Source organism: Haloarcula onubensis (genome assembly GCF_031624605.1).
GTDB lineage: Archaea > Halobacteriota > Halobacteria > Halobacteriales > Haloarculaceae > Haloarcula > Haloarcula onubensis.
Window position 1 is genome coordinate 1,015,680 of sequence record NZ_JAMQOS010000001.1, and the last position, 23,090, is coordinate 1,038,769.

Annotated in this window: 27 protein-coding genes; 12 read left to right on the plus strand and 15 right to left on the minus strand. The window is 68.5% G+C overall.

Features of this window, described 5'->3' with window-relative positions:
• Window positions 1-68: 68 nt before the first annotated feature.
• Entirely contained in the window at window positions 69-1,064 is a 996-nt protein-coding gene (locus NDI86_RS05270; RefSeq protein WP_310899355.1) for an ornithine cyclodeaminase family protein, read from the plus strand.
• On the opposite strand, the gene NDI86_RS05275 is transcribed toward NDI86_RS05270, so the two are convergent.
• The 3 genes from NDI86_RS05275 to srp19 form a co-directional block, all read right to left on the minus strand.
• Entirely contained in the window at window positions 1,061-2,110 is a 1,050-nt protein-coding gene (locus tag NDI86_RS05275) for a presenilin family intramembrane aspartyl protease PSH (RefSeq protein WP_310899356.1), read from the minus strand. The two genes, NDI86_RS05270 and NDI86_RS05275, sit on opposite strands and share 4 nt — an antisense overlap.
• 73 nt (window positions 2,111-2,183) lie before the next feature.
• Window positions 2,184-2,411 carry an H/ACA ribonucleoprotein complex subunit GAR1 gene (locus NDI86_RS05280; protein WP_310899357.1) on the minus strand — a complete coding sequence of 76 codons (228 nt, stop codon included), beginning with the start codon at window positions 2,409-2,411 and terminating at the stop codon, window positions 2,184-2,186.
• Entirely contained in the window at window positions 2,408-2,686 is a 279-nt protein-coding gene (gene srp19 / locus NDI86_RS05285; RefSeq protein WP_310899358.1) for a signal recognition particle subunit SRP19, read from the minus strand. The genes NDI86_RS05280 and srp19 overlap by 4 nt, the downstream gene beginning before the upstream one ends.
• Window positions 2,687-2,777: 91 nt before the next feature.
• Between srp19 and NDI86_RS05290 the strand changes: the two genes are divergently transcribed.
• Window positions 2,778-3,524, plus strand: a complete 747-nt coding sequence (locus NDI86_RS05290; RefSeq protein WP_310899359.1) for a CAP domain-containing protein — start codon at window positions 2,778-2,780, stop codon at window positions 3,522-3,524.
• A 131-nt stretch (window positions 3,525-3,655) separates the two neighbouring features.
• Here NDI86_RS05290 and NDI86_RS05295 read toward each other — a convergent pair whose 3' ends face one another.
• Both NDI86_RS05295 and coxB read right to left on the minus strand, forming a co-directional pair.
• Window positions 3,656-4,087: a MaoC family dehydratase gene (locus NDI86_RS05295; protein WP_310899360.1), complete on the minus strand. Its 432-nt coding sequence runs from the start codon at window positions 4,085-4,087 to the stop codon at window positions 3,656-3,658.
• 51 nt (window positions 4,088-4,138) lie between these two features.
• Complete coding sequence (gene coxB, locus NDI86_RS05300; RefSeq protein ID WP_310899361.1) at window positions 4,139-4,978, minus strand: cytochrome c oxidase subunit II; 840 nt, start codon at window positions 4,976-4,978, stop codon at window positions 4,139-4,141.
• 333 nt (window positions 4,979-5,311) lie between these two features.
• On the opposite strand from coxB, the gene NDI86_RS05305 reads away from it, so the two are divergent.
• The 7 genes from NDI86_RS05305 (at window position 5,312) to NDI86_RS05335 (ending at window position 11,139) form a co-directional block, all read left to right on the plus strand.
• Window positions 5,312-6,709 carry a heme o synthase gene (locus NDI86_RS05305; protein ID WP_310899362.1) on the plus strand — a complete coding sequence of 466 codons (1,398 nt, stop codon included), beginning with the start codon at window positions 5,312-5,314 and terminating at the stop codon, window positions 6,707-6,709.
• On the plus strand, window positions 6,706-7,401 hold the full coding sequence (locus NDI86_RS05310) for a DUF7546 family protein (protein ID WP_310899363.1): 696 nt from the start codon (window positions 6,706-6,708) through the stop codon (window positions 7,399-7,401). The genes NDI86_RS05305 and NDI86_RS05310 overlap by 4 nt, the downstream gene beginning before the upstream one ends.
• 36 nt (window positions 7,402-7,437) lie before the next feature.
• A complete protein-coding gene (locus NDI86_RS05315; RefSeq protein WP_310899364.1) occupies window positions 7,438-7,671 on the plus strand; it encodes an Rdx family protein in 234 nt (77 codons plus the stop codon).
• A gap of 243 nt (window positions 7,672-7,914) precedes the next feature.
• Window positions 7,915-8,541 (plus strand): hypothetical protein, encoded by a 627-nt coding sequence (locus tag NDI86_RS05320; RefSeq protein WP_310899365.1) that lies wholly within the window; start codon window positions 7,915-7,917, stop codon window positions 8,539-8,541.
• Window positions 8,542-8,592: 51 nt separating this feature from the next.
• A complete protein-coding gene (locus NDI86_RS05325) occupies window positions 8,593-9,537 on the plus strand; it encodes an ABC transporter ATP-binding protein (protein ID WP_310899366.1) in 945 nt (314 codons plus the stop codon).
• Complete coding sequence (locus tag NDI86_RS05330; RefSeq protein ID WP_310899367.1) at window positions 9,534-10,274, plus strand: ABC transporter permease; 741 nt, start codon at window positions 9,534-9,536, stop codon at window positions 10,272-10,274. Before NDI86_RS05325 ends, NDI86_RS05330 begins: the two co-directional genes overlap by 4 nt.
• 184 nt (window positions 10,275-10,458) lie before the next feature.
• Window positions 10,459-11,139 carry a helix-turn-helix domain-containing protein gene (locus tag NDI86_RS05335; protein WP_310899368.1) on the plus strand — a complete coding sequence of 227 codons (681 nt, stop codon included), beginning with the start codon at window positions 10,459-10,461 and terminating at the stop codon, window positions 11,137-11,139.
• Between the two features lie 27 nt (window positions 11,140-11,166).
• Here the strand turns inward: NDI86_RS05335 and NDI86_RS05340 are convergent, their stop codons facing one another.
• Entirely contained in the window at window positions 11,167-11,796 is a 630-nt protein-coding gene (locus NDI86_RS05340; RefSeq protein ID WP_310899369.1) for a DUF420 domain-containing protein, read from the minus strand.
• Window positions 11,797-11,865: 69 nt separating this feature from the next.
• Entirely contained in the window at window positions 11,866-13,080 is a 1,215-nt protein-coding gene (gene pan1 / locus NDI86_RS05345; protein ID WP_310899370.1) for a proteasome-activating nucleotidase Pan1, read from the minus strand.
• Window positions 13,081-13,233: 153 nt separating this feature from the next.
• Between pan1 and NDI86_RS05350 the strand changes: the two genes are divergently transcribed.
• Both NDI86_RS05350 and NDI86_RS05355 read left to right on the plus strand, forming a co-directional pair.
• Entirely contained in the window at window positions 13,234-13,974 is a 741-nt protein-coding gene (locus tag NDI86_RS05350) for an FAD-dependent oxidoreductase (RefSeq protein ID WP_310899371.1), read from the plus strand.
• A 183-nt stretch (window positions 13,975-14,157) separates the two neighbouring features.
• Window positions 14,158-15,069, plus strand: coding sequence for a diacylglycerol/lipid kinase family protein (locus NDI86_RS05355; protein WP_310899372.1), 912 nt, complete (start codon window positions 14,158-14,160; stop codon window positions 15,067-15,069).
• A gap of 28 nt (window positions 15,070-15,097) precedes the next feature.
• Here NDI86_RS05355 and NDI86_RS05360 read toward each other — a convergent pair whose 3' ends face one another.
• Window positions 15,098-15,355, minus strand: coding sequence for a hypothetical protein (locus NDI86_RS05360; protein WP_310899373.1), 258 nt, complete (start codon window positions 15,353-15,355; stop codon window positions 15,098-15,100).
• Between the two features lie 118 nt (window positions 15,356-15,473).
• Between NDI86_RS05360 and coaBC the strand changes: the two genes are divergently transcribed.
• Window positions 15,474-16,634 (plus strand): bifunctional phosphopantothenoylcysteine decarboxylase/phosphopantothenate--cysteine ligase CoaBC, encoded by a 1,161-nt coding sequence (gene coaBC / locus NDI86_RS05365; protein ID WP_310899374.1) that lies wholly within the window; start codon window positions 15,474-15,476, stop codon window positions 16,632-16,634.
• On the opposite strand, the gene mnhG is transcribed toward coaBC, so the two are convergent.
• The 7 genes from mnhG to mbhE are packed head-to-tail and all read right to left on the minus strand — an operon-like array spanning window position 16,631 to window position 22,759.
• The gene (gene mnhG / locus NDI86_RS05370) at window positions 16,631-16,981 is read right to left on the minus strand and encodes a monovalent cation/H(+) antiporter subunit G (protein ID WP_310899375.1); all 351 of its coding nucleotides are present in this window, start codon (window positions 16,979-16,981) and stop codon (window positions 16,631-16,633) included. The two genes, coaBC and mnhG, sit on opposite strands and share 4 nt — an antisense overlap.
• Entirely contained in the window at window positions 16,978-17,268 is a 291-nt protein-coding gene (locus tag NDI86_RS05375) for an MrpF/PhaF family protein (protein ID WP_310899376.1), read from the minus strand. Before NDI86_RS05375 ends, mnhG begins: the two co-directional genes overlap by 4 nt.
• Entirely contained in the window at window positions 17,258-17,863 is a 606-nt protein-coding gene (locus tag NDI86_RS05380) for a Na+/H+ antiporter subunit E (RefSeq protein ID WP_310899377.1), read from the minus strand. Before NDI86_RS05380 ends, NDI86_RS05375 begins: the two co-directional genes overlap by 11 nt.
• 15 nt (window positions 17,864-17,878) lie before the next feature.
• On the minus strand, window positions 17,879-19,495 hold the full coding sequence (locus NDI86_RS05385; protein ID WP_310899378.1) for a complex I subunit 5 family protein: 1,617 nt from the start codon (window positions 19,493-19,495) through the stop codon (window positions 17,879-17,881).
• Window positions 19,492-19,860, minus strand: coding sequence for a sodium:proton antiporter (locus tag NDI86_RS05390; protein ID WP_310899379.1), 369 nt, complete (start codon window positions 19,858-19,860; stop codon window positions 19,492-19,494). Before NDI86_RS05390 ends, NDI86_RS05385 begins: the two co-directional genes overlap by 4 nt.
• Complete coding sequence (locus tag NDI86_RS05395) at window positions 19,857-20,333, minus strand: MnhB domain-containing protein (protein WP_310899380.1); 477 nt, start codon at window positions 20,331-20,333, stop codon at window positions 19,857-19,859. The genes NDI86_RS05390 and NDI86_RS05395 overlap by 4 nt, the downstream gene beginning before the upstream one ends.
• Window positions 20,330-22,759, minus strand: a complete 2,430-nt coding sequence (gene mbhE, locus NDI86_RS05400; protein WP_310899381.1) for a hydrogen gas-evolving membrane-bound hydrogenase subunit E — start codon at window positions 22,757-22,759, stop codon at window positions 20,330-20,332. Before mbhE ends, NDI86_RS05395 begins: the two co-directional genes overlap by 4 nt.
• Between the last annotated feature and the right edge of the window lie 331 nt (window positions 22,760-23,090).

Below are 23,090 nucleotides of genomic sequence, written 5' to 3' on the forward strand. Positions count from 1 at the left end.
CGACCGTCGACGCGCCCCGTGTTCTCTCGCCCATCGCCATTAAGGAGTAGTCGACCCTACCGTCGTCCATGTCGACCGCCCTGTTTCTGACGAGCGCCGAAATCGCCGAGCTGGCTCGCCCCGAGGAGTACGTCGACCCTGTCCGTGCGGCCTACCGCGAGCGCGGCCGCGGGGCCCCGGCCGAACCGCGGACGACGCTGTTCAGCGACGCGCCGGCCGGGATGCTGACCGGCTATCTCGCCGTCCTCCCGGAGACGGGCGCGATGGGCGGGTACACCTACGCCGCCGGCTTCGGCGACCGGGACGCCCACTTCGCCCTGCCGATATTCGACGCCGACTCCGGGGCGCCGCTGGCGCTGCTCGACGGCGCGAGCATGAACCCCCACAAGACCGGCGCGGTCGGCGCGGTCGGCGTCGACGCCCTGGCCCCGGTCGACGCCGCGGACCTCGCCGTCGTCGGTAGCGGCACGCAGGCCCGCGCCCAGTTGCGGGCGACCGCGACGGTGAGGGACTTCGACCGCGTGGAGGTGTACTCGCCGACGCAGTCACACCGCCAGGACTTCGCCGCGGCGATGAACGAGGAACTCGACGCCACCGTCGCCGCGGTGGCCTCCTCGGCGGCCGCCGTCGAGGGCGCCGACGTCGTCATCACCGCGACCGACGCTGACGAACCGGTGTTCGACGGCGAGATGCTGGAGCCGGGCACCCACGTCACCTCGATGGGGCAGTACCACCCCGAGAAGCGCGAACTCGACACCGCCACCATCGAACGCGCGACGTACGTCCCCGACCTCCGGGCCCGCGTCACGAAGGACGCTGGGTCGTTCATCCACGCGATGGACGAAGGGGTCGTCGACGAGGACCACGTCCACGCCGAACTGGGCGACGTGCTCGTCGGCGACGCGCCGGGCCGGCAATCGCCCGAGGACATCACCGTCTTCGACTCCGGCGGCACGGCCATCGAGACGGTGGCGGCCGCGAAGCTGCTCTACGACCGGGCCATAGAGGAAGGGGTGGGCGAGGAAATCGACTTCGCGCCCGCGAGCCAGGCGATGGAGCGCTAGACGTACGGCGCCAGCCCGAGCGCCTCCACGAGGCCGATGCCGGCCGCCACAGCCCCCAGCAGGTAGCCCGCGATGGTCCCGCCGTTCAGCAGCGGCAGCCCGGCGTGGGCTCGCCCCTTGAGCACCATCCACAGCAACACCGCGAGGCCGACGAAGGTTCCGACGCCGGCCGTGACGGCCGGGAGCGGGACTCCCAGTACCGTCCGGACGCTCGCGGGCGCGAAGAAGGCGGCGCTGGCGACGAGGATGGCGGGAATGATGGCGTCGCCCAGACCGATAAACAGCGCGTCGCGCTCCAGCGGTCCCTGGGTCATCTCGTCTTCGGCGGCTTCGCCGCCATCCGCCGGCTCCCCGTCCGCTGCTGTCTCGCCGTTCCCACCGGCGTCGTCCTGCGCTGTCTCCCCGTCCCCCTCCTCGTCGGCCGTCGGGTCCGGCGTCGTCGCGTCGAGGAACGAATACGACAGCGACAGCGGAATCACGAGCACCACGGGCACCCTGAGGTCCATCACCCCGGAGGCGAGCGTCAGCATGTGTTCGGTGCCGTAGACGCTGATGGCGTCGTACACCGCGAGCACCGACAGCAAGAGGAGGGCGGGGAGGATGCCGAAGCTGATGCCGAAGAGGCCGGCCGCGGCCGCCCCCATCACCGCGCCGGCTGTGTCGATGACGTACCACTCGGGGTAGACGAGCAGTCCGACGCCCAGTCCCGTCGCCAGCGCGAGCGCGAGGACGTTGAACCCGCCGACGACGAGCAGCGGCGGGGCGACGAGCCGGAAGATGTACAGCGAGAGCCACGCCGAGGAGAAGACGATGACGCCCCGAATCAACTGGTCGGCGTCGTACTTGAACGCGAGCAACATCCCGGCCGTCGCGACCAGAATCGCGCCGACGTAGACGACGCTGTTGGTCGGGTCGGAGGGGTCCTCGACGGCCTGGTACCCGGCCGATTTGAACGGTTCGACCAGCGCGAGCGCGCCCACCTGGACGAACAGGAAGATAGCCGCGATGAGCGAACACCCGGCGGCGACACGCCAGCGTCTGTCCATGTCTCCCGTCACGCAGGGCCGGCTTTCAGCGTTACGGAGTCACGTGGCCGCCACACCGGCACACCCGCGGCTCTCAGCGGGCGTACAGCGGCGAGCCCAGCAGCGCCGGAATGTGGACCCCGCTGGCGGGCGAGACGGCCATGTACGGCCGCTCGACGGGCCCGAACACGTCGACGACTTCTCCGACCGACGTGAGTTCCTCGTCGACGAGCGTCGAGCCGATGTCCGCGTAGCCCTCGTCGGTGGCCCGGACGACGGCCAGCCCCTGTGCCAGCCGTTCGACCGAGCCGACACGCCTCATTCGCGCAGCACCTGCATGTAGGCGGCGACGGCGCCCAGGAGGTCGGTCTTCGTGGCGTCGTCGGCGTCTTTCACGACGACGCGGCCGCGTTGCTCCCGCTCGCGGGGGTACGTCTTGTCCCGTTCGATGACGGCGTCGTAGCCGACCTGCTGGACCGCCTTCGCTATCTCGTCTACCGTCGGCTCTGCCACCGCCAGGTCGGTCGGGACGCGACGCCCCTCGCTGCGCGAGCGCTCCGCGTCGAACGCGACCGGCCAGATGACGTTCTCGACCATATCGTCCCTCGCCACCCCTGACTTATGTTCTTTTCCGACGGCTGCGGAGAGGGTACACACTTACATGATTGTACATACTACTGGGGGTCAGATGGTCAACAAAGCCTTCCTCAGTCTCGCCGCAGTCGTGCTGTTTGCCGTGTTCGGAACGGGGGTCTTCGTCGGGATGCAGGTCGGTGGCGCCGCGCCGGGGGCCACCGACGCGGGACCACAGGCCGACACGCCGGACGGGACCGACTCGTCGGCCACCCCGACGCCGGCGGCCGAGCCCGCCGCGACGCCGACGCCGTCCGAGGGTGACGACGAGGAACCGGCCGCCGACCGCGAGCGGATTCCCCCGCGCGAGTTCAACGAGCGAAACGTCAGCGCCGCCATCGTGGCCGACGTCAACGACGCCCGCGAGGCCGAGGGGCTGGAGCCGCTGTCGACCACCGGGACCACGACGGAGAACCTGCGTGCGATGGCGGCCGGTCACAGCGACGCCATGGCCGAGGCCGGCCTCGTCAGACACACCATCGACGGGGTGACAAGCGCCGACCGCTACCGGCAGTACGACCTCTACAGTACCTGCCAGTTCCAGGTCGAGAGCTACATCGAAGACGCCGAGAACGACGCGCTGGAGGCCGTCGGCCGGACCTACGCCGGACAGGAGTACCCCGATGACGGCACCCAGCGGTTCAACGCGAACGACACCGCCGTCGCCGCGGCCCTGACCGACGACTGGCTGTCGACCGGGCTCTTCCGCGAGCGGCTGTTCTACGGGAACGCCGACCGAATCGGTGTCGGCGTCACGGTCACGAGCACGGGCGCCGTCTACGCCACGGCCAACGTCTGCTGATACGGTAGCGTTTAGCTACGAGAAATTGACCGCAAACAGCCGGAAAGCCCCACCCATGCTGGCTGGTCGACCGGCTATAGGTCGGACTCGCTGCGCTGCTGACTGCTAACGCACCGCCGCTGATACCGGGGCTAGCGGCGCTCCCAGAGGACCTGTGCCACCATCGAGAGGACGGTGTCTCCGTGCTGGGTCGTCGTCGTCACGGCGATGGCGACCCGACCCCGTTCCTCGTCGAAGGGCTCTTTCTCGCGAATCTCCGTGCTGACCGAGAGCCTGTCGCCGGGCCGGACCGGCTCGGGCCACCGGAGCGAGTCGACGCCGAGCGCGCCCAGCGCCCGCGAGTCGGCCAGCCGGCCGTCGACCAGGAGCCGCATCGTCATCGCCGCCGTGTGCCACCCGCTGGCGACCAGCCCGCCAAACATCGACGCCGCCGCCGCCTCGGGGTCGGTGTGCATCGGCTGTGGGTCGTACTGCCCCGCGAACTCGACCACCTCCTCGCGCGTGACCTCGTAGTCGCCGAAGCTATCGCCGTCACCGACCGCGAGCGCCTCGAAGTACTTCATACAGGAGTGAGGGGCGTTCGCGGCCTAACAGTACCGGAAGAAAGGTCGCACTCAGGCCGGGGTGGCCGTGGCGCTGGGGGTCGGGGTGGCGGCCGGCGTCGCCGTCTCGTTTGCCGACGTGGTGTTTCCGCCGCTCGTCTCGTTCCCGCTGCTGTTGGCCGCCGTGCGCTGCTCCTGGAGCCACTGGTCGTACTCGTCCTGTGGCATCACCTGGACGGTGCCGAGCATCTGTGAGTGGCCCGAGCCACAGTACTCCGCACAGTACAGCTGGTAGGTCCCCGTCTCCGTCGGGACCGTGCGCAGGTGGTTGTACTGGCCGGGGAAGGCGTCGGCCTTCAGGCCGAGGCTCGGCACGTGGAATGCGTGGAGCCAGTCGCGGGACGTGATACGCAAGTTCACTTCCTGGTTGGCCGGTAGCCGGAGCGTCCCGGTCGAGGTCACCGCGGTCGTCTCGTCGAAGCTCGACCCGTTGTAGTAGAACGTCCAGCCGTAGCGGTACGCCTGCACCTCGATGTGCGTTACCTCCTCGGTCTGGAGCTCCGCCTGGTTGGTCGATTCGGCCGTCACGAAGGGGCTGGCCAGCACCTGGTAGGAGGCGACGCCCACGAACAGCAGGATGACCGCCGTCGCGACTGTCCAGGTGATTTCGAGCCGTCGGTTCTCCATCGTCGGCAGCGGCTCCTCGCGCTTGCGGAACCGCCAGACGGTGTAGATGAGAATCCCCTCTACCAGCACGGTTATCGGGATTGCCACGTAGAGCAGATTCATGTTCAGGTTCCATATCTGCTCGACCGTGGTGGAGGCCGATGGCTGTGCGGCGACGGGTTCGGCGGCGAACGCGAGCAGCGCAGCGCCGAGGAGTGCGGCCAGACCGGCGCGTCTCCGAGTCATGTGCGCGGCTTAGTATTTCGGGGATAAATAACTGCTGTCTCGCCTCTCGGAACTGACTGTGCCTCCGCGACTGCGACGTGCGGTCGCTACGTTTCTTGAGGGTGGCGGTGCCGACCTCACAGGCTACGGCAACCCCGCCGACGGTCGCCTCGAAGCGAGCGACGGGCGCGTCGAACCACGCACCGGGGGGCGCGGGCCCGTCACCGCCCGGGGCTTTCTGGCTGTCGTTCGCAGCGGCGCTCCCACCAGAGATCACGGCTCGGCTTCCAGACAGACCCCGCGACTGAGCGGAAAAGCGAGGAGTCTAAGTGTCCGTACTCAAAGATTACACCAATGGCTGAGAGTCGGACCTTCACCGGGCTACTCGCCGCGACGGCCGTGGGCGTCTATCTGCTGGTCATCGCCGGTGCGACGGCGGCCATCACCGACGCCGTGGTCGCCTGTAGCTCCTGGCCGCTGTGTCAGGGGCCGGTGACGCTGGCCGAACCCGACCTGCTGATAGCGCGCGGGCATCGACTGACCGCGGCGGTCGTCGGCTTGCTGGCGCTCGGGACGGTAGCGGTGGGGCTTCGGACGGCGACCCGCAATCGGGTCAAGGCCGCCCTGGTGGTCGCGCTCGCGCTGTATCCGGTCCAGATTGCGCTGGGGGCGTTCGTCGCCACCACCGGCGCGGCCGGGAGCCTCCCCGGCGCGCATCTCGGCGTGGGAATGGCAATCTTCGTCTCGTTCGTACTCGCGCTCGCGTGGCACCTGGAGTTCGAGACCGGGAGCGAAGACGAGCAGCCGGTCGACGACCCCTCGCCGGCGCCGATACCGGACGACGGAGGCGACTCGCCGGTCCCGACCGCGTTGCTCACGACGAGACAGCGCGTCCTGTGGACGCTGGGCGCGTACTTCCGGCTGATGAAACCGCGGCTGATGTGGCTGCTGTGTCTGGTCGCCGCCGCCGGGATGGCGCTGGCCGCCGGCCCCGACCTCACGACCCGGACCGTCCTGCTGACGCTGGGCGGGGGCGTGCTGTCTATCGGCGCCTCGGGCACGTTCAACCACGTCCTGGAGCGTGACATCGACAAGCGGATGGACCGGACCTCGGACAGGCCCATCGCGACCCACCGGATTCCGGTGCGCAACGCCATGGCCTTCGGCGTCGCGCTCGCGGCCGCCGCGCTCGCCCTGTTCTGGCAGGTCAACGTCCTCGCGGCGGCGCTGGGGCTGACCGCGATTCTGTTCTACAGCGTCATCTACACGCTCGTGTTGAAACCGAACACCGTCCAGAACACGGTCATCGGCGGCGCCGCGGGGGCCCTGCCGGCCCTCATCGGCTGGGTCGCCGTCGAGGGGAGTATCGGCCCGGCCGGCCTGGCGCTGGCCGGCGTCATTTTCCTGTGGACGCCCGCGCACTTTTACAACCTCGCGCTGGCGTACAAGGACGACTACGAGAAGGGCGGCTTCCCGATGATGCCCGTGGTTCGGGGCGAGACGGAGACGCGAAAGCACATCGTCTACTATCTCGGCGCGACGCTGGTCGGGTCGGGCGTGCTGGCGGCGCTGACCTCGCTGGGGTGGCTCTACGCCCTGACCTCCGCGAGCGTGGGCGCCGTCTTCCTCTGGGCGGTCATCCGGCTCCACCGCGAGCAGACCGAGAGGGCCGCCTTCCGGGCGTTCCACGCCTCGAACGCCTACCTGGGCCTGCTACTGGTGGCCATCGTCGTCGACGCCCTCGCCGTATGAGCACGCTGGACACCGACTGGCGCGGGCTGGTCCCCGAGGGGCGCTCGCTCGCGCTGTGGGCCGTGGTCCTGAACACCGAGTTGCTGCTGGTGATGCTGTATCTGCTCCTGTTGCCCGGTGCCGCGACGGACCCACTGCTGCTTACCTTCCCCTTCGTCTGGCTCAACGTCGCCGCCTGGGTCCTGTTGCGGGTGCGGCCCGCCCCCGCCTCGGCCCGTCGGCGCTCCCTGGCCGCGGCCGTCGCCGTCGGCTACGGCCTCCTGCTCGGCTACGTCGGCGGCGTCGTCGGCCTCGGTGGGACGGGCGCTGGCCTGCGGTTCGTCCTCGCCGCGCCGCCGGGCTTTTCGCCCACGGTGGTCTACAGCGGGGCGCCGCTTGCCGTCGTCTTCACGCCGTGGAAGGTGGCTGGCTACCTCACGCTCGCCTATCTGGTCTACGTCACCGTCGTCGACGCCAGCGGCGGGCTCGCCGGCGGCGTCCTCGGCCTGTGCTCCTGTGTGAGCTGTGTGCTCCCCATCCTGGCCTCCGTCGTCGGCGGGTTCGCCGGCGTCGGGGCGACGCTGTACCAGGCCGCGATGTACCAGTCCTACGGGCTCTCGACGGTGGTCTTCCTCGTCTCGGTCGGCCTGCTCTATGCCGTCCACCGCTTCGACGTGACCGTCGTCGGCTGGCTGCAGGGCTATCGGTCCTGACCACAGACATTTAGCCCCGGCCCCACTGGCTCCGGTATGTCCACGGTCGAAATCGAGTACTGCGTCCCCTGTGGCTTCCGCGAGCGGGCGATAGACGTACAGCGAGCGGTTCTGAACGCGCTGGAGACCGACCTCGACCGCGTGAGTTTGGTGATGGGCGACCACGGCGTCTTTCGCGTCACCGTAGACGGTGCGGCGGTGTACGACAAGCACGAGGACGACTACGACGTAGACGGCATCGTGCGGCAGGTGCGCGAACGGGTGGCCTGACGGTCGCCGCACCGGTACACCTACCGATACGCCGGATAGCTTTACTTACGTCCTGACTCTGTCTGGTCGTATGTTACGCCGTCGACTGCTGGCTTCGATGGGTGGGACGCTCGCTCTCGCTGGCTGTGTCGGTCAGACCGACGAATCGTCGCCGAGAGCGACACCGCTACGCCGAGCGACACCGCACAGACGCCCTCGGACAGTCCCGGGACGGCGCTCGCGTTCGCACACGCGACGAACGGGATGGCCAGAGCGGGGCGGGGTGAGCTGGTCGCGTCGCTGATAAACCTGCGGACGGCGAACGTCCCGTTCGGCGGTGCCGACGGCTACAGGCTCCGGGTCCGGGACGACTCGGACCGGGCTGTCACCCTCAGTCCCGACCCCGAGTCAACCGTGGAACTGAACGGCCGGAACGTCCTGGACGTGTACGCTGGCGACGGCAGTATCGCCGACGAACCCGTGCTTTCCCGAAGCGGCGGCGCCAGTGACCTCCCGCTCACCGTGACGGGCGATACCGGGATGTTCCGGTCCGAATCGGTGTTTACACCGTACACGGTGGAGCTTACGGACGGTTCGACGGTCGTCGCTACGGCGGGGCCACGAGTGTACGGTATCGGGTACGAACCGGGCGCCTCACAGGACAGCACGTCCGGACCCATCGAGGTGACGGTGCCCAAGCCCGAGGCCTACAGCGACGGCTGGGTCGTGCAACTCCGTATCGTCGACTACGCCGAGGTCGGGTCGTCGACGGTACAGGTCGAGAGCGCCTTCGAGAGCCGGGACGTGGACCTCCTGTTCCACGTCGACGGGGACACGGAGACGGTCGCGAACCTCTGGGCGCGAGCGGATATCGAAATCGGTAGCGCCTAGCTCCGTCCGCAGAACGGAACGGCTTTCGGCCAGGACTGACGACTGGCACGTATGGACCAGGTACTGGTCGCCGAGGACGTTCACCGGAGCTACGGCGATACCGTTGCACTGGATGGGGTGTCACTGTCCGTCACGACCGGAGAGGTCGTGGCACTGGTCGGTCCCAACGGAGCCGGCAAGACGACGCTGATACGCTCGCTGACCGGAACCACCGACGCCGAGGGCCGCGTCGAACTGTTCGGCGTACCGCCGACCGCGGTCGACCGCGACCGCATCGGCCTGCTCCCCCAGTCGTTTACCCCACACGAGCGCCTGACCGCCCGCGAACTGGTCGCCTACTACGCCGGGCTGTACGACGAGACCCGCGACGTCGACGCCGTCCTCGAGGACGTGGGTCTCTCCGGGACCGCCGACACCCACTACGAGAACCTCTCGGGGGGCCAGCAGCGCCGGACCTGCGTGGCGACGGCGCTCATCAACGACCCCGACCTGCTCGTGCTGGACGAACCGACGACGGGTATCGACCCCGCCGGCCGACAGGCGCTGTGGGAGCTACTGGAGGGGCTGGCCGACCGCGGCGTCACCATCCTCGTGACGACCCACTACATGGAGGAGGCCCAGCGGCTGGCCGACCGCGTGGGGCTGCTGGCCGACGGGCGCCTCGTCGCGCTGGACGCCCCCGAGGCGCTGGTGGCCGACCACGGCGGCGACAGCCAGCTCGTCGTCGACGGTGAGTTCGACGCGGCCGCCGTCGACGCCCTCGACTACCCGGCCGAGAAGGCGGTGCGTAACGGCCGGCTCGTCGTCTACGGCGTCCGACCCGAGTCCATCGGCGGCGTCGTCGACGCACTCGACGCCGCGGGACTGCCCTACGAGAGCCTGACGTGGAAACAGCCGGACCTCGAAGACGTCTACCTCGAACTCACCGGCACCGGCGTCGGGCGGGCGGGCGAACCGAAAGAGGGCGTCCCGGCGGCCGCCGGGGGGGCCCGATGAGCCGTCTCGGCCGGCTGCGGTCCGAATCGCGAGCGGCGAGCCGCGCGTTCTTGCGTCGCCGGACCGCCGTCTTCTTCACGTTCTTCTTCCCGCTCATCATCGTCGTCATCTTCGGCGTGCTCGTCCAGACCCGCCCCGGCGGCGGCGGGCTGTTCACGCGCTCTCCCGCGTACTACGTGCCGGGCTATCTGGCCGTGGTCGTCCTCTTTACCCCGCTTTCCCGCGTGGGTAGCGAGGTGGCGCGCCACCGGGACGGCAACCGCTTCGAGAAGCTGGCGACGACACCGCTCACCCGGCCGGAGTGGCTGCTGGCCCAGACGCTCGTCAACACCGTCATCATCGGCCTCGCGGGACTGCTCCTGCTGGGCCTGATGGTCGTCCTGACCGGCGCCGATATCGCCTTCTCGCCGCTCTTGTTGCCCTTCGTCGTGCTGGGCGTCGCGCTGTTCTGTGGTGTCGGCGCGATGCTTGGCAGCCTGGCCAGCTCCCAGGACGGCGTCATCTCCGCGAGCAACGGCATCGCGCTCCCCCTGCTGTTCCTCTCGGAGACGTTCGTCCCGCCCGAGCTACTGCCGGGCTGGCTCCCGACCTGGCTCTCGCCGCTGACGTACTTCTCCCGGGGTGTACGCGCCGTAAGTACCGGGGGCGGCGACGTGCTACTGCCGCTGGCGGTGCTCGCGGTGTGTGCCGTCGTCAGCTTCGCAGTCGGTGCGGTGCTGTTGCCCCGGACGGATTGACTCGGCGGTGCGTTCGACGAGTCCCAGCGTCGTGTTGTGTAGGATACGCCGGTCTTGTGGCGAACGTGTCAGTTGCCGCTACGACCGGTACGGGCGCTGTTCGGCGCGGCTTCGAGAGCCTTGCTGTATCGTGGCTAAAGTCTTAGGCTTCAACTACATCCAGTCAGCCGGACAACGTGTCGGTATGCCAACCATCGTACAGGGGACGCTGCCTGCCGAAGCGTTCGCCCTGGACCACACCCTCTCGTCCGTCCCGGGTCTCAGAGTCGAGTGTGAACGCCTCGTTCAGAGCGGCGCGAAATCGGTGATGCCCCTGCTGTGGATGCGCGGGGCCGACCGAGACGTGTTAGACGACACCCTCGACGAGGACCCCACAGTGGGGGCGGTGTCGTGTCTCGCAGCCGTCGGGGACACCGACTCACTCTGGCGGATAGAGTGGGCCGACCGCGTCCGCTACCTGCTGGAGATGGTGACGAACGGCCGGGCGACGGTACTCGACATCCACACCCGGGACGACCGGTGGTGTCTCAGCGTGCTGTACCCGACCCGCGAACACTTCTCGCGGACCCACCAGTTCGCCACCGACCACGGCCTCGCGTTCGACGTCGCCTCGATACGGGAGACCGGGGGCGAACCCAGCGGACGAGTCGGGCTGACCGATGGCCAGCGCGAGGTGCTCGTGCGGGCGGCCCGGCAGGGCTACTTCGACGTCCCGAGAGACGTGGACCTCGAAGGGCTGGCGGACGACTGTGAGGTCTCCCACCAGGCGCTGTCCGAGCGGCTGCGACGGGGGATGGGTACGCTCATCGAGGACACCCTGCTCGTCGGCGCCGGCACAGAACAGCCCGAAGAACTGTCAATCTGAGCGCCCCCGCCGGGTTCGCGTATCGACTCAGCGACGCAGTGTCGGCCCCACAACAGCGACCAGCAGCGCCGCCTCGCCGCGTGGCACCCACCCGTAGACGTGGTTCAACATGACGTAGGTGACGATGCCGAGAAACAGCGAGAGCCCCCAGGCGGCGACGGCGACGCGGCCGACGCGGGCGTGGGCGGTCCCTCTGAGTTCACTGGGGCTGTGTGACAGTCCCAGCACGACGGCGTGGACGACGACCGGCACCGAGACAGCCGACAGCAGGATGTGGACGGCCAGCATCGCGAGGTAGGCGTAGTAGACCGGCCCCTCGACCAGGATGGACTTCTCGAACCCGCCGCCGACCTTCAGGAGGTACATCGCGAGGAACAGGACGATGAGCGCGAACGCGGTCAACATCGCCCCGCGGTGTCTGCGGACCTGGTCGGTGCGGATGAAGTAGACGCCCGCGACAATCGCCGACAGGGCCGCGGTGTTTACGACCGCGATGGCGTCCGAGAGGACGATGACGGTCTCGTTGCTGATAGACGGGAACGGGAAGACGCCTCCGAACGTTCCGAAGACGAGCGCGTAGCCGACGAGCGATATCACGGCGGTGACACGGCGCGGCGACGCTCTCGCCTGCGACTGGAGTCTGTCTGCGACGGCCATACGAGAACTGAGGATTCGAGGGGTTTCCGTGTTCTGGAACGCGAGTCGAACGGACCGGTACAGTCCGGGTTAGGCGAAGGTCCTGGAGACGTCTTCGTCTTCCTCTTCGTCCTGCTGTATCTTCTCCCAGGCGTCGTGGAAGTCCGCCATCCGGACCTCGGTGCGGTCGTCGCGGATGGCGAACATCCCGGCCTCCGTACAGATGGCCTTCACGTCGGCACCGGAGGCGTCCTCGATTTCGGCAGCGAGTTCGGCGAAGTCCACGTCGTCGGCGACGTTCATGCTGCGGGTGTGAATCCGGAATATCTGCTCGCGGCCCTCGACGTCGGGGTTCGGGACCTCGATGAGGCGGTCGAACCGGCCCGGCCGCAGGATGGCGCGGTCCAGCATGTCGAAGCGGTTGGTGGCGGCGATGATGCGGATGTCGCCGCGGTCGTCGAAGCCGTCCATCTCCGAGAGCAGCTGCATCATCGTCCGCTGGACCTCCGCGTCACCGCTGGTCTTGGAGTCGGTCCGCTTGGCGGCGATGGCGTCTATCTCGTCGATGAAGACGACGGCGGGCTCCTCCTGACGGGCGAGTTCGAACAGGTCCCGAACCAGCTTGGCGCCCTCGCCGATGAACTTGTGGACGAGTTCGGAGCCGGCCATCTTGATGAAGGTGGCGTCGGTCTCGTTGGCGACGGCTTTGGCGAGCATCGTCTTGCCGGTGCCCGGCGGGCCGTGCAGCAGGACGCCGCTCGGGGGCTCGATGCCCACGTCCTCGAACATCTCGGGACTGATGAGGGGCATCTCGACGGTCTCGCGGACCTCTTCCATCTGCTCCTCGATGCCGCCGATGTCGCCGAAGGTGACGTCGGGCGACTGGTCGACCTGCATCACGCGGGCGCGGACGTCCGTCTCGTCGTTGAGTTGCTTGACGATAGACAGCGAGTTGTTGACGGCGACGCGGTCGTCCGGCGAGAGGTCGTCGCGCATCTCGTCGGTGACCTCGGTCAGGGCTTCCTGGTTGTTGCCGTGTTGCTTGATGATGGCACCGTCGTCGTTGAGTTCCTGGACCGTGGCGACGAACAGCGGCGACTGCTTGAGCTTCTTGTTCTCGTGGGTCAGCCGCTCCAGCTTCTGCTGGAACTTGTTGTTCTCGGCGTTGGCATCAAGCAGTTTGTCGCGCATCTCCTCGTTTTGCGATTCGAGTACCTCCAGGCGCTCCTGCAGTGCCTCTATCTTCTTCTGCTGTGAGGCACCCTCGTCGTACGGGAGGTCCACGTCGTCGACGGTGTCGGTCATTATGGCCCCTCTAGTGGGTGAATCGTTATGAGGCTTCGGGTAGTGCCAGATTCCGATACTGGCAGTAGCGGCCCGGAAACGGCCGAAGACGGCACTCGACCCGACCCCGGCAGAATCGGCAGTTTTCTGTCCGGTCGTAGGCAATCGGCCCGTATGGCAACTGAGACCACGTCGGTGGTGGTCGTCGGCGGTGGCGTCGCCGGGCTCTCGGCGGCCCTCTTCACCGCGCGGGCCGGCCTCGCGACCACCGTCGTCTCGACCGGCGAATCGATACTCGAACGCAACGCTCACCTGGAGAACTACCCCGGCTTCCCGGCCGGGGTCAACCCCCGGCTCCTGCTCGACCTGCTGCGAGAACAGGCCGCCGAGGCGGGCGTCGAGTTCGCCGACGGTCGGGTCCAGCGCGTCAGCCGAACGGACGACGGGTTCGAACTGCTCGACGCCGACGGGGAACCCTACGACGCCGACTACGTCGTCGCGGCCTCGTGGTCCGACGCGACCTACCTGGAGGGACTGGACGTCGAGTTCGTCGACCGCGGCTCGAAGACGTTCGTCGGCGTCGACGACTTTGGCTCGACGACGGTCGAGGGGCTGTACGCCGCGGGTCGACTGGCCGAGAAACACCACCAGACCGTCGTCGCCGCGGGTCACGGCGTCCAGGTCGGCCTCGCCGTCGTCGAGGACAGCGACGTCGACTTCTACCACGACTGGACCGTCCCCGAGGGCTACTTCACCGAGCGGGGCCGCGACGTGCCGCCGGGCTGTGCGGAGATAGACGACGCCGAGCGCGAACGGCGGGAGGCCGAGTCGCTGGAACGGATGCGCGAAGCCTTCGCAGAGCCACACCCGGGCGAGCCGACGATGCATCCGAGCGTCGTCGACGACGGGGAGTAAGGCCAGGTTTCGGGTACGGGCTCGGGGTTCGACGGGCTTACGCCGGATACCGGCGACATAACCATATCCCCGTCCGTGCCACTCCGTCTGTGCGGGGCTCTCGGCGTGTGAGCGACGGGCGAGTAGCCGACCGTCGAACGGCCGGCGCTGCCTGACGCCGACCCCTGCCGGAGCGTGACATCGATGCCACGCACCCCCCAGACCGTCGTCGTCCTCAACCCGACGAGCGGGAGCGCGAGCCACGGGCCCGCCGTCCGGGGCCGCGCCGCTGCGCTCGGCTACGGCCTCAGAGAGACCGGTCCCGGGACCGACGCGGCGGCGCTCGCGCGGGCCGCGGCGGAGGCGGGGGCCTCGACAGTCGTCGCCGCGGGCGGGGACGGCACGGTCAACGAGGTCGTCCGGGGGCTCCACAGCGCCGAGGCCCTCGACAGCGTCTCGCTCGGCGTCCTCCCGGTCGGCACCGGCAACAACTTCGCGAAGCAACTCGGCGTCACCGACCTCGACGCCGGCTTTCGCGTCCTGCGGACCGGCCGACGCCGGCGTATCGACCTGGGGCTTGCGGACGGTCGCCCGTTCGTCAACTCCTGTATCGCGGGCCTGACCGCCGACGCCAGCAGCGAGACCTCCGTGGCACTGAAGCGACGGCTCGGCGTCCTGGCGTACCTCGTCACGACGCTCCGGTCGGTCTCGACGTTCGAGTCGCTCCGGCTCACCGTCCGGGTCGACGGGCCCGGGACGGAACCGGCGTGGGTCGGCGACGCGCTCGCGGTGCTGGTCGGTAACGGGCGGCGGTTCACGCCGAGGCGACGCCGCCAGGCCGACATGGAGGACGGGCTCTTCGACGTGACTGTCATCCGCGACGTCCCCGTGTTCCACCTGATGAGCGACACGCTAATCGAACGGCTCCTCGGGAGAGAATCGACCTACGTCGACCGGTTCCGGACCCCGGCGCTCACTATCGAGGGACACAATCCCGAGGCCACCAGATTCAGCCTCGAAGGGGAGATTATCCAGCAGCGGACGCTGTCGATTCGCAACTGTACGCGGACCCTCCCTGTCCTGGTCGGGGACGCCTACACGCCGGCACCGGAGTGACGGACCACGACCCAGTCGGTCACGACTGCTAGAAGACGGTCTCCAGCAGCCACCGGACGAACACCCCGGCGGTGTCCTGGAGGCCGGGAAAGAGGTAGACGACGATGAGCACGGTCAACAGCCCCGCCGGCAGACCGAGCACGCCCGCAAAGAGGATGAAATCCGTCCTGTCCCACCCGCCCACCACGTCGGAGAACTGGCGGCTGTCGACCACTTCTTTGCCGCTTGGGCCGGGCTCGTGTCCGGATTCCTCGTCGCTGTTCTCCGGGGGTTCGTAGGAACTCATGTCACTGCGACGCCGTATTGATAACTCTCTGATGACTATCCTGACCCCTGATAAATAAACCCTGTTACTATCCCGCCGACCGGGCGTACTTTTAGCCCGCGATAGCCAAAGGGAGCATATGCTGGAGGGAGTCAACGTCGTCCTCGGGGTCTCGGGCTCCATCGCGGCGGTCAAGACGGTCGAACTGGCCCACGAGCTTCGTCGACAGGGCGCCAGCGTCCGGGCGGTCATGACCGACAGCGCGACGGGTATCGTCCACCCCTGGGCCGTCGAGTTCGCCACCGAGCACGACGTTGTGACCGACCTCACGGGTCGGGTCGAACACGTCGAACTGTGCGGCGTCGACGGCTGGGGCGACGTGCTCCTGCTCGCGCCGGCGACCGCCAACACCGTCGGGAAGGTCGCCGCGGCCATCGACGACACGCCGGTCACGACGACGGCGACCACGGCACTCGGCGCCGGCGTGCCCGTCGTGGTCGCGCCCGCGATGCACGAACCGATGTACGACCACCCCGGCGTCTTGGACGCCATCGAGCGGGTCGAGTCCTGGGGGGTCGACTTCGTCGACCCGCGCATCGAGGAGGGGAAAGCCAAGATAGCGACCGAGGGCGCCATCGTCACGGCGGTCGCGCGGGCCGCCGGCGAGCGGCCTCTGGCGGGTCGCCACGTCGTCGTCACCAGCGGGGCGACGACGGAGTCCGTCGACCCCATCCGGACGCTCTCGAACCGCGCCTCGGGCAAGACGGGCCGGGCCGTCGCACGCGCGTGTCACGTTGACGGCGCCGAAGTGACGCTCGTCCACGACGGGCCCGACGTTCCCTACGCGACCGTTCGCCGGGTCGAGTCGGCGGCGGAGATGCTCGATGCGACCCTCGACGCCGCCGCCGACGCCGACGCGCTCGTCTCGGCGGCCGCCATCTCCGATTACACCGTCGCGCGAAGCGACGCGAAGATTCGGTCGGGCCAGTCCGACCTGACACTCACCCTCGAACCGACGCCGAAACTCGTCGACCGTGTGCGCGAGGCCCGTCCGGACCTGCCCATCGTCGGGTTCAAGGCGGAGACGGCGGGCGACGACGAGGCGACCGTCTCGGCGGCCAGAGACCTGCTCGAACGGGCCGGGATGGCCTTCGTCGTCGGGAACGATGCGAGCGTGATGGCCGCCGACCGGACCCGGGCGCTGCTCGTTCGAGCCGAGGCTGTCGACTCGTTCGAGGGCACCAAGCAGGCCCTGGGCGCTCGAATCGCCACGGAACTGGCCACGGAGCTACCCGGTTAGTCGTCGTCGGCCGGCGTCTCGTCCTCGCCCTTCGGCCACCGGGCGCTGTCGGTGAAGGGGACGCCCATCTTCTGGGCGGCCCGCGAGATGACGTGGGCGCCGGTCGGCGCGGTGAAAAAGAGGAACACGATACAGACGAGCGCGGTGAGCCCGCCGCTGACCGGGCCGTAGTAGACGGTGGCGGCCAGCAGCATCGACGAGGCGCCCAGCGTCGTCGCCTTGCTCGTGGCGTGCATCCGGTTGTAGACGTTCGGCAGCCGCAACAGTCCGATGGTTCCGACCAGGAGGAAGAAACTCCCGACGACGATGAGCGCTGTAACGACGGCGGCCTGCACCGTGGCTATCATTCGATGATGTCCCCCTCCGTGACGAAGCGAGCCACGGTGATGGTGCTGATAAAGCCGATGATGGCGAGGACGAGGCTCACGGTGACGAAGAGGTCCTTGCCGGTCCGGAGCGCGAACAGCGCGGCGATGGCGACGACGTTCGTCCCGATGGTGTCGAGCGCGACGACCTGGTCGGGGACCGTCGGGCCGCTGATGATGCGGTAGCTCGCGAGCAGCGTGACGCCGCTGGCGACCAGTAGTCCCCCGAGGACCGCCAGTTCGAGGAAGGCGGGGAGCTCACTCGCCATCGGCCTCACCTCCCGCCGTCGCGGTCGGGTCGAGCGCGGACTCCCCGTCGTCGGACGCGACGCGGTCCGGGTCCGGAATCGGGGCGCCCGGCTCCAGTTCCTCGTCGAAGATACGCAGCGCGTAGTCCTCCCACGTCCGAATCGGGTCGACGATGGAGGCGTGGTCCCGGCCGTCGATGGCGTGGACGTAGAGGGAGTTTCGCTGCTCGTCGTAGTCCATGGTCAGCGTTCCGGGTGTGAGCGTTATCGAGTTGGCGATAGTCGTTATCGCGGCGTCGCTCTGGACCCGCAGGGGCAACTCGACGACGTCGGGCTCGATGGGCATCGACGGCGCGAGGACGCGGTAGGCCACGTCGACGTTCGCCGTCAGGAGCTCCCACAGGAAGACGGCCACGTAGACGCCGACCCACGGGAGCCCCGACAGCGTCGTCCCGACGGCGAGCCCCGGTTCGTAGAACCGCCGGAACGCGTAGGCGATGGGGACGCCGACGGCCAGACCGATGAGGAACTCGCCGACGACGGTCTCGGGAGTGACGCCGCGGACGAACAGCCAGACGACGGCGAGGACGCCGCCGATACCGAGCCAGCGCCTCATGCAATCACCTCCCGGTCACGCATGACCGACCACCCCCGGGTCCACGGCCTCGACGTAGCCGTCCGTGTCCAGCGCCGCCCGCGCGGCGGACTCGGCGAAGCCATAGACGGGGTCGAAGCCGACGCCGATGGCGACGACCGTCAGAGCCAGGGCCGCCACGACCGCGACCAGGAGGACCGACGGGTTGGCCCGGTCGACGGCGGGGCTCACGGCGCCCCAGAACCCCAGCGACCACGTCCGCGAGAGGTAGGCGATGGTGAATATCGCCCCGACGAGCGCGCCCGCAAGCGCCAGCGCCGCGCCGGGCTCGCCGGCTGCGACCGCCCGGCTCCCGGTGTCGAAGATGAGGAGCTTGCCGAAAAAGCCCGACAGCGGCGGGATGCCGATGAGCGCGAGCGACCCCACGAAGAAGGCGCCCGAGAGGACCGGGAGCCGCCCGGTCAGTCCGCCCAGTTGGTCCAGTTCGATGGTCCCCGTGGCGTCGTAGACAGTGCCGCTGACAAGGAACAGCATGGCCTTGGCGACCGCGTGGTTGAGCGAGTACACGAGCGCCGCCACGATGCCGATCGTCTGCAGCGCCGGCTGCTGGACGGTCGCGACCATCGCCAGGGGGAGGACGATGAAGCCGACCTGCCCGATGCTGGAGTAGGCAAACACGTCGTCCAGGTTCGTCCGGCTCACCGCGCCGAGACCGCCGAGGACGATACTCGCGAGCGCCATCACGAAGAGGACGGGCCCGAAGTAGGCGAGGAACGACCCACCCGAGAAGCCCAGCCCGAGGCCGCCCTCGATGGTACCGGCGGCGAAGACGGTGAAGTACAGCCGGATGATGGCGTAGACGCCCACCTTCTTCGTCACGCCCGCGAGGAACGCCGAGATTGGCGCCGGCGCGGCCCGGTAGGCCGGCGGCACCCAGAACTGGAACGGGACGACACCGGCCTTCAGCGCGAAGACGACGAGCAGTATCGCCGCGAGGCCCAGCACGGGGGCCGGGTCGACGCCGAACGCCTCGGGGGCGGCCAGCCGCCGCGCCATGTCGGCCATGTTGAGCGTTCCCGTCGTCGCGTAGAGGCCGCCGATGGCCACCAGCATGAGCGCGCTGCCGACGAGGTTCAACACGGTGTACTGCAGGGCGGCGGCGGTCTGGCGCGACCCGCCGTAGAAGACGACGAAGACGTAACTGGGCATGAGCATCACCTCGAACCAGACGAAGAGGTTGAACACGTCGCCGGTGAGAAAGGCGCCCGTGACGCCGAGCAACATGAAGTGAAAGAGCGGGTGGTAGGAGACGCGGCTGGCCCGCTCGTCCATGTAGCCCACGGAGAACACCAGCAGTGCGACCGTCACCAGCGCCGCGAGCGAGAGCATGAACGCCGCGAGCGCGTCGGCCACCAGCGTGATGCCAAAGGGCGCCGGCCACGCCGACAGCTGGTAGGTCAGGGTGCCGCCGCTCAGTACCCGGTCTGCGAGGACGGCGACGGCGGCCGCGTACCCGGCGATACCGAGCAGGCTGACGAGCCGGTGGGCCCGCCCGAAGCTCCGCGTTGCGAGTGTCACGACCGCCGTCAGCAGGGCGACGAGCATCGGCGCGACGACGACGTGGGTGGTCGTCACGGCGAGGTCGGCGCTCATTCGACGGTCACCTCCGAGAGGTCGATGGTGCCGTGTTCCTGATAGAGGCGGTAGGTCAGGACGAGCGCGAACGCCGTCGTCCCGAACCCGATGACGATGGCCGTAAGCACCAGCGCCTGTACCAGGGGGTCGGTCACGCAGTTGGCCCCGGCGTCGGGGAGCGAACAGGCGACCGGGTGTTCGCCGCCGTGGCCCAGCACCGGCGCCTGCCCGCGGAGCCCGCCCATGGTGATGAGGTAGACGTTCGCCGCCTGGCTCATGATGGCGACGCCCCAGACGACCCGGACCACGTCCCGCCGCAGGACGAGGTAGGTCCCGAGGGCGAACAGCAGGCCCAGCACCGCCGCGAGGACGACTTGCGTCATTCTTCTCCCACCACCGCGAGTATTGTCAGCAGGGCGCCGACGACGACGCCATAGACGCCGATGTCGAAGACGAGCGCCGACGCCACCTCCAGTTCGTGGTATATCGGCAGCGGCTCGACGAAGACGACGGCCTGTGTCAGGAACGGGTAGCCAAGCAGGATGGCGGCGATACCGCTCCCGGCGGCGAGTACCAGTCCGAGCGCGAACACCTCGGCGTACTCCCGGATGATGTTCGACTCCGTCTCCTCGCTGTCGGTGGTCGTCCGGTCGAGCAGTTCCGTCTCCAGGTAGTCGAGCCCGTAGATGATGTAGATGAGCGCGAAGGCCGTCACGGTCAGCACCCCGGCGATGAAGCCGCCGCCGGGCAGGTTGTGCCCCTGCAACAACAGCCCGATGGCCGTAAGCAGGATGAGCGGCACGACCGCGCGGGTGACGGTGCGGGCGATGACGGTCGGCTGCCTGTCCAGGCTCACTGGCCCTCACCCTGGTTGCGCATCGCGACGAGGGTGATGACGGACAGCGCCGCCATCGCTACGACCGATATCTCGCCCATGGTATCGAAGGCTCGAAAGTCCACGAGGATGACGTTGACGATGTTGCCGCCGCCACCGGCGTCGGCGAAGACGGGGCCGTGTTCGGCCGGCACCCCGCCGTTCGCGACGAAGTACTGCGCGATGACGTCGTCGGGTGTCCGGGCAGTCGAGAGCAACACCGTCACGCCGACGGTGAGTCCGACCGCGCCGGAGACGAGCGCGTCCCGGCCGGCTCTGAGCCGCTCCGTCTCGCCGTAGAACGCCGGGAGTTTGTCCAGCACCAGCACGAAGATGACAAGCACCAGGGTCTCGACGACCAGTTGCGTCAGCGCGAGGTCCGGGGCGTTCCCGAGGATGTAGAAGATGGCGACCATAAAGCCAAGAATCGAGAGCGTGAGCACGCCGGAGATGTGTGACTCGGCGGCCGTGACTGCGACGGCGCCGACGACGGCGACGACGAGGACGACCACGAGCGCGGGTTCGAGTGCGATGCCCGTGACGGTCGGCAGCGCCGTTCCGGCGGCCACGTAGGCGGAGAGCGCCAGGGCCGACAGCGCTAGCGCGAGCACCGACGCGTACGTGCGGAGGTAGCCGGTCTGGACGTACTCGATGGCCGTCGACTGGTCGAGGGCCTCGACGACGCCGTCGTAGTACCAGTTGGGCCGTAGCGGGTCGACGCTCCGGATCGACCTCACCCCGTCCCGTAGCCGGTCGAACGCGGGGTAGGCCGCCGCGCCGACGCCGATGGTTATCGCGCTCATCAGCACCGGCGGCGTGACGTGGTCTGGCAGGTAGTAGGAGAACTCGGTGTGGCCGCCCGCCTCGCTCGCGACGACCGAGCTATCGATGACACGGCCGACGAACGCATCGAGCGGGGTGTGGACACCGAACGTGTTGGCCACGCCGCCGAGGCCGACGGCGAGCGCGGCCGCGCCCAGCGTCAGCGCCGGGACGAGCATCGCCGCCGGCGGGCTGTGGACCTCGCCGAGCGCGTCGGGTTTGTCCCCGAAAAACAGCATCACGAACCGGATGGAGTACAGGAACGTGAAGATACTACCGAACACGGCGACCACGGGCAGGAGCCACCAGAGCGGAGACCCGCCGTGGCCGACTGCGTGGTGGGCGGTCTCGTAGGTCGCGTCGAAGAGGAACTCCTTGGAGTAGAAGCCGTTGAACGGCGGCACGCCGGCCATGCCGAGTCCGGCGACGACCGTCACCGCCGCCGTCAGCGGGAGGTCCCGAGCCAGTCCACCTATAGTATCTATCGCGCGCGTGCCCGCCTCGTGGGCGACGATACCGGCGACCAGAAAGAGCGGCGCCTTGAACAGCGCGTGGTTGAGGATGTGAAAGCCGCCGGTCTCGGCCCCCAGATACCCCGACATCCCGTAGCCGGCGACGATAAGACCCAGGTGTGACGCCGTCGAGTAAGCCAGCAACTCCTTGATGTCGCTGGCGCCGACGGCGAGTATCGCGGTGACGGTCATCGTGAGCAGCCCCAATATCCCGAACACGAGCGTCCACTCCTCGGTGAGCAACAGCGGCCGGAACCGGCCGACGAGGTAGACGCCGGCCTTGACCATCGTCGCGGAGTGGAGGAACGCGGAGACGGGCGTCGGCGCCTCCATCGCGTTCGGCAGCCAGATGTGAAACGGGACCTGTGCGGACTTGGTGGCCGCGCCGACGCCGACCAGCAGGAGCACCGGGACGAACAGTCCCTGCGCGCGCAGGGCGGCGACCACCGCGCCGGCGTTCGCGAGAATCGAGCCCTCGCCGGCCAGCCGGAAGGCCGAGTCGACGCCGGGGACGCTCGACGCGACGACCGACAGCAAGAGCAGCCCGACGAGCAGAAACAGCCCCCCCGAGACGGTGATGAGCATCGACTTCCGGGCGGCGTACCGCGAGGCGTCGGTGTTGCGGTAGTGACCGATGAGCAGGAACGACGTGACGCTCGTCAGTTCCCAGAAGACGAACAGCGAGATGAGGTCCGCGGCGAAGGCGATTCCCAGCATCGACCCCATGAACGCGAGCAGGGTGGCGTAGTACTTCGCCTGTCCGGGCTCGTCGTGCATGTAGCCGGCGGAGTAGACGAACACGAGCACGCCGACGCCGCTGGCCAGCGTCCCGATGAGCAGGGCCAGCCCGTCGACGTAGAAGGCAAGGGCGACCCCGTAGGAGGGAATCCACGGCAGCGCGGCGCTACCGTGGCTCCCGTAGAGGCTTCCGACGAGGGCCAGCGAGACGGCGGCGACGGCCGCCGCGAAGTAGGCCGTTCGCTCCCCGATGACACGGTAGACGAGGGGGGCGACGGCCGCTCCGAGAAACGGCAGTCCCACCAGCGCTAGCAGGGCGGCAAGCGTTGGTTGCACACCCTCCTCTGGGCCGAGATACGACTTAATGGTTCTCAACTTCGGTCGGACCAACCGGGTCGACTTCGCGGCCCTCTCCGTCGCCTAGCCCTGCTCACGGGGGAGTTCCGACCCGGTCTCAGTACAGAACTTGATACTCGGCTTCGCTGCGCCCGACCCGTTCGGGCGCTCATCTGACAAATCACGTTTAAGCCGACAGGAATCTATTTCTTAGTGACACCAATCGCGGTATAATAACCTGAATATAAATGGTGTTTTCACAGTGGATAATTGGTGCTGTACCTTTATACACTCCTGTCCCAATCCCTGCTCTAGGGACACGACCGGGTCA

Bases quoted from the DNA above. Each gene is read 5' to 3' on its own strand.
- NDI86_RS05270 (WP_310899355.1), top strand. From the start codon at position 69: ATGTCGACCGCCCTGTTTCTGACGAGCGCCGAAATCGCCGAGCTGGCT.
- NDI86_RS05275 (WP_310899356.1), bottom strand. From the start codon at position 2,110: ATGGACAGACGCTGGCGTGTCGCCGCCGGGTGTTCGCTCATCGCGGCT.
- NDI86_RS05280 (WP_310899357.1), bottom strand. From the start codon at position 2,411: ATGAGGCGTGTCGGCTCGGTCGAACGGCTGGCACAGGGGCTGGCCGTC.
- srp19 (WP_310899358.1), bottom strand. From the start codon at position 2,686: ATGGTCGAGAACGTCATCTGGCCGGTCGCGTTCGACGCGGAGCGCTCG.
- NDI86_RS05290 (WP_310899359.1), top strand. From the start codon at position 2,778: ATGGTCAACAAAGCCTTCCTCAGTCTCGCCGCAGTCGTGCTGTTTGCC.
- NDI86_RS05295 (WP_310899360.1), bottom strand. From the start codon at position 4,087: ATGAAGTACTTCGAGGCGCTCGCGGTCGGTGACGGCGATAGCTTCGGC.
- coxB (WP_310899361.1), bottom strand. From the start codon at position 4,978: ATGACTCGGAGACGCGCCGGTCTGGCCGCACTCCTCGGCGCTGCGCTG.
- NDI86_RS05305 (WP_310899362.1), top strand. From the start codon at position 5,312: ATGGCTGAGAGTCGGACCTTCACCGGGCTACTCGCCGCGACGGCCGTG.
- NDI86_RS05310 (WP_310899363.1), top strand. From the start codon at position 6,706: ATGAGCACGCTGGACACCGACTGGCGCGGGCTGGTCCCCGAGGGGCGC.
- NDI86_RS05315 (WP_310899364.1), top strand. From the start codon at position 7,438: ATGTCCACGGTCGAAATCGAGTACTGCGTCCCCTGTGGCTTCCGCGAG.
- NDI86_RS05320 (WP_310899365.1), top strand. From the start codon at position 7,915: ATGGCCAGAGCGGGGCGGGGTGAGCTGGTCGCGTCGCTGATAAACCTG.
- NDI86_RS05325 (WP_310899366.1), top strand. From the start codon at position 8,593: ATGGACCAGGTACTGGTCGCCGAGGACGTTCACCGGAGCTACGGCGAT.
- NDI86_RS05330 (WP_310899367.1), top strand. From the start codon at position 9,534: ATGAGCCGTCTCGGCCGGCTGCGGTCCGAATCGCGAGCGGCGAGCCGC.
- NDI86_RS05335 (WP_310899368.1), top strand. From the start codon at position 10,459: ATGCCAACCATCGTACAGGGGACGCTGCCTGCCGAAGCGTTCGCCCTG.
- NDI86_RS05340 (WP_310899369.1), bottom strand. From the start codon at position 11,796: ATGGCCGTCGCAGACAGACTCCAGTCGCAGGCGAGAGCGTCGCCGCGC.
- pan1 (WP_310899370.1), bottom strand. From the start codon at position 13,080: ATGACCGACACCGTCGACGACGTGGACCTCCCGTACGACGAGGGTGCC.
- NDI86_RS05350 (WP_310899371.1), top strand. From the start codon at position 13,234: ATGGCAACTGAGACCACGTCGGTGGTGGTCGTCGGCGGTGGCGTCGCC.
- NDI86_RS05355 (WP_310899372.1), top strand. From the start codon at position 14,158: ATGCCACGCACCCCCCAGACCGTCGTCGTCCTCAACCCGACGAGCGGG.
- NDI86_RS05360 (WP_310899373.1), bottom strand. From the start codon at position 15,355: ATGAGTTCCTACGAACCCCCGGAGAACAGCGACGAGGAATCCGGACAC.
- coaBC (WP_310899374.1), top strand. From the start codon at position 15,474: ATGCTGGAGGGAGTCAACGTCGTCCTCGGGGTCTCGGGCTCCATCGCG.
- mnhG (WP_310899375.1), bottom strand. From the start codon at position 16,981: ATGATAGCCACGGTGCAGGCCGCCGTCGTTACAGCGCTCATCGTCGTC.
- NDI86_RS05375 (WP_310899376.1), bottom strand. From the start codon at position 17,268: ATGGCGAGTGAGCTCCCCGCCTTCCTCGAACTGGCGGTCCTCGGGGGA.
- NDI86_RS05380 (WP_310899377.1), bottom strand. From the start codon at position 17,863: ATGAGGCGCTGGCTCGGTATCGGCGGCGTCCTCGCCGTCGTCTGGCTG.
- NDI86_RS05385 (WP_310899378.1), bottom strand. From the start codon at position 19,495: ATGAGCGCCGACCTCGCCGTGACGACCACCCACGTCGTCGTCGCGCCG.
- NDI86_RS05390 (WP_310899379.1), bottom strand. From the start codon at position 19,860: ATGACGCAAGTCGTCCTCGCGGCGGTGCTGGGCCTGCTGTTCGCCCTC.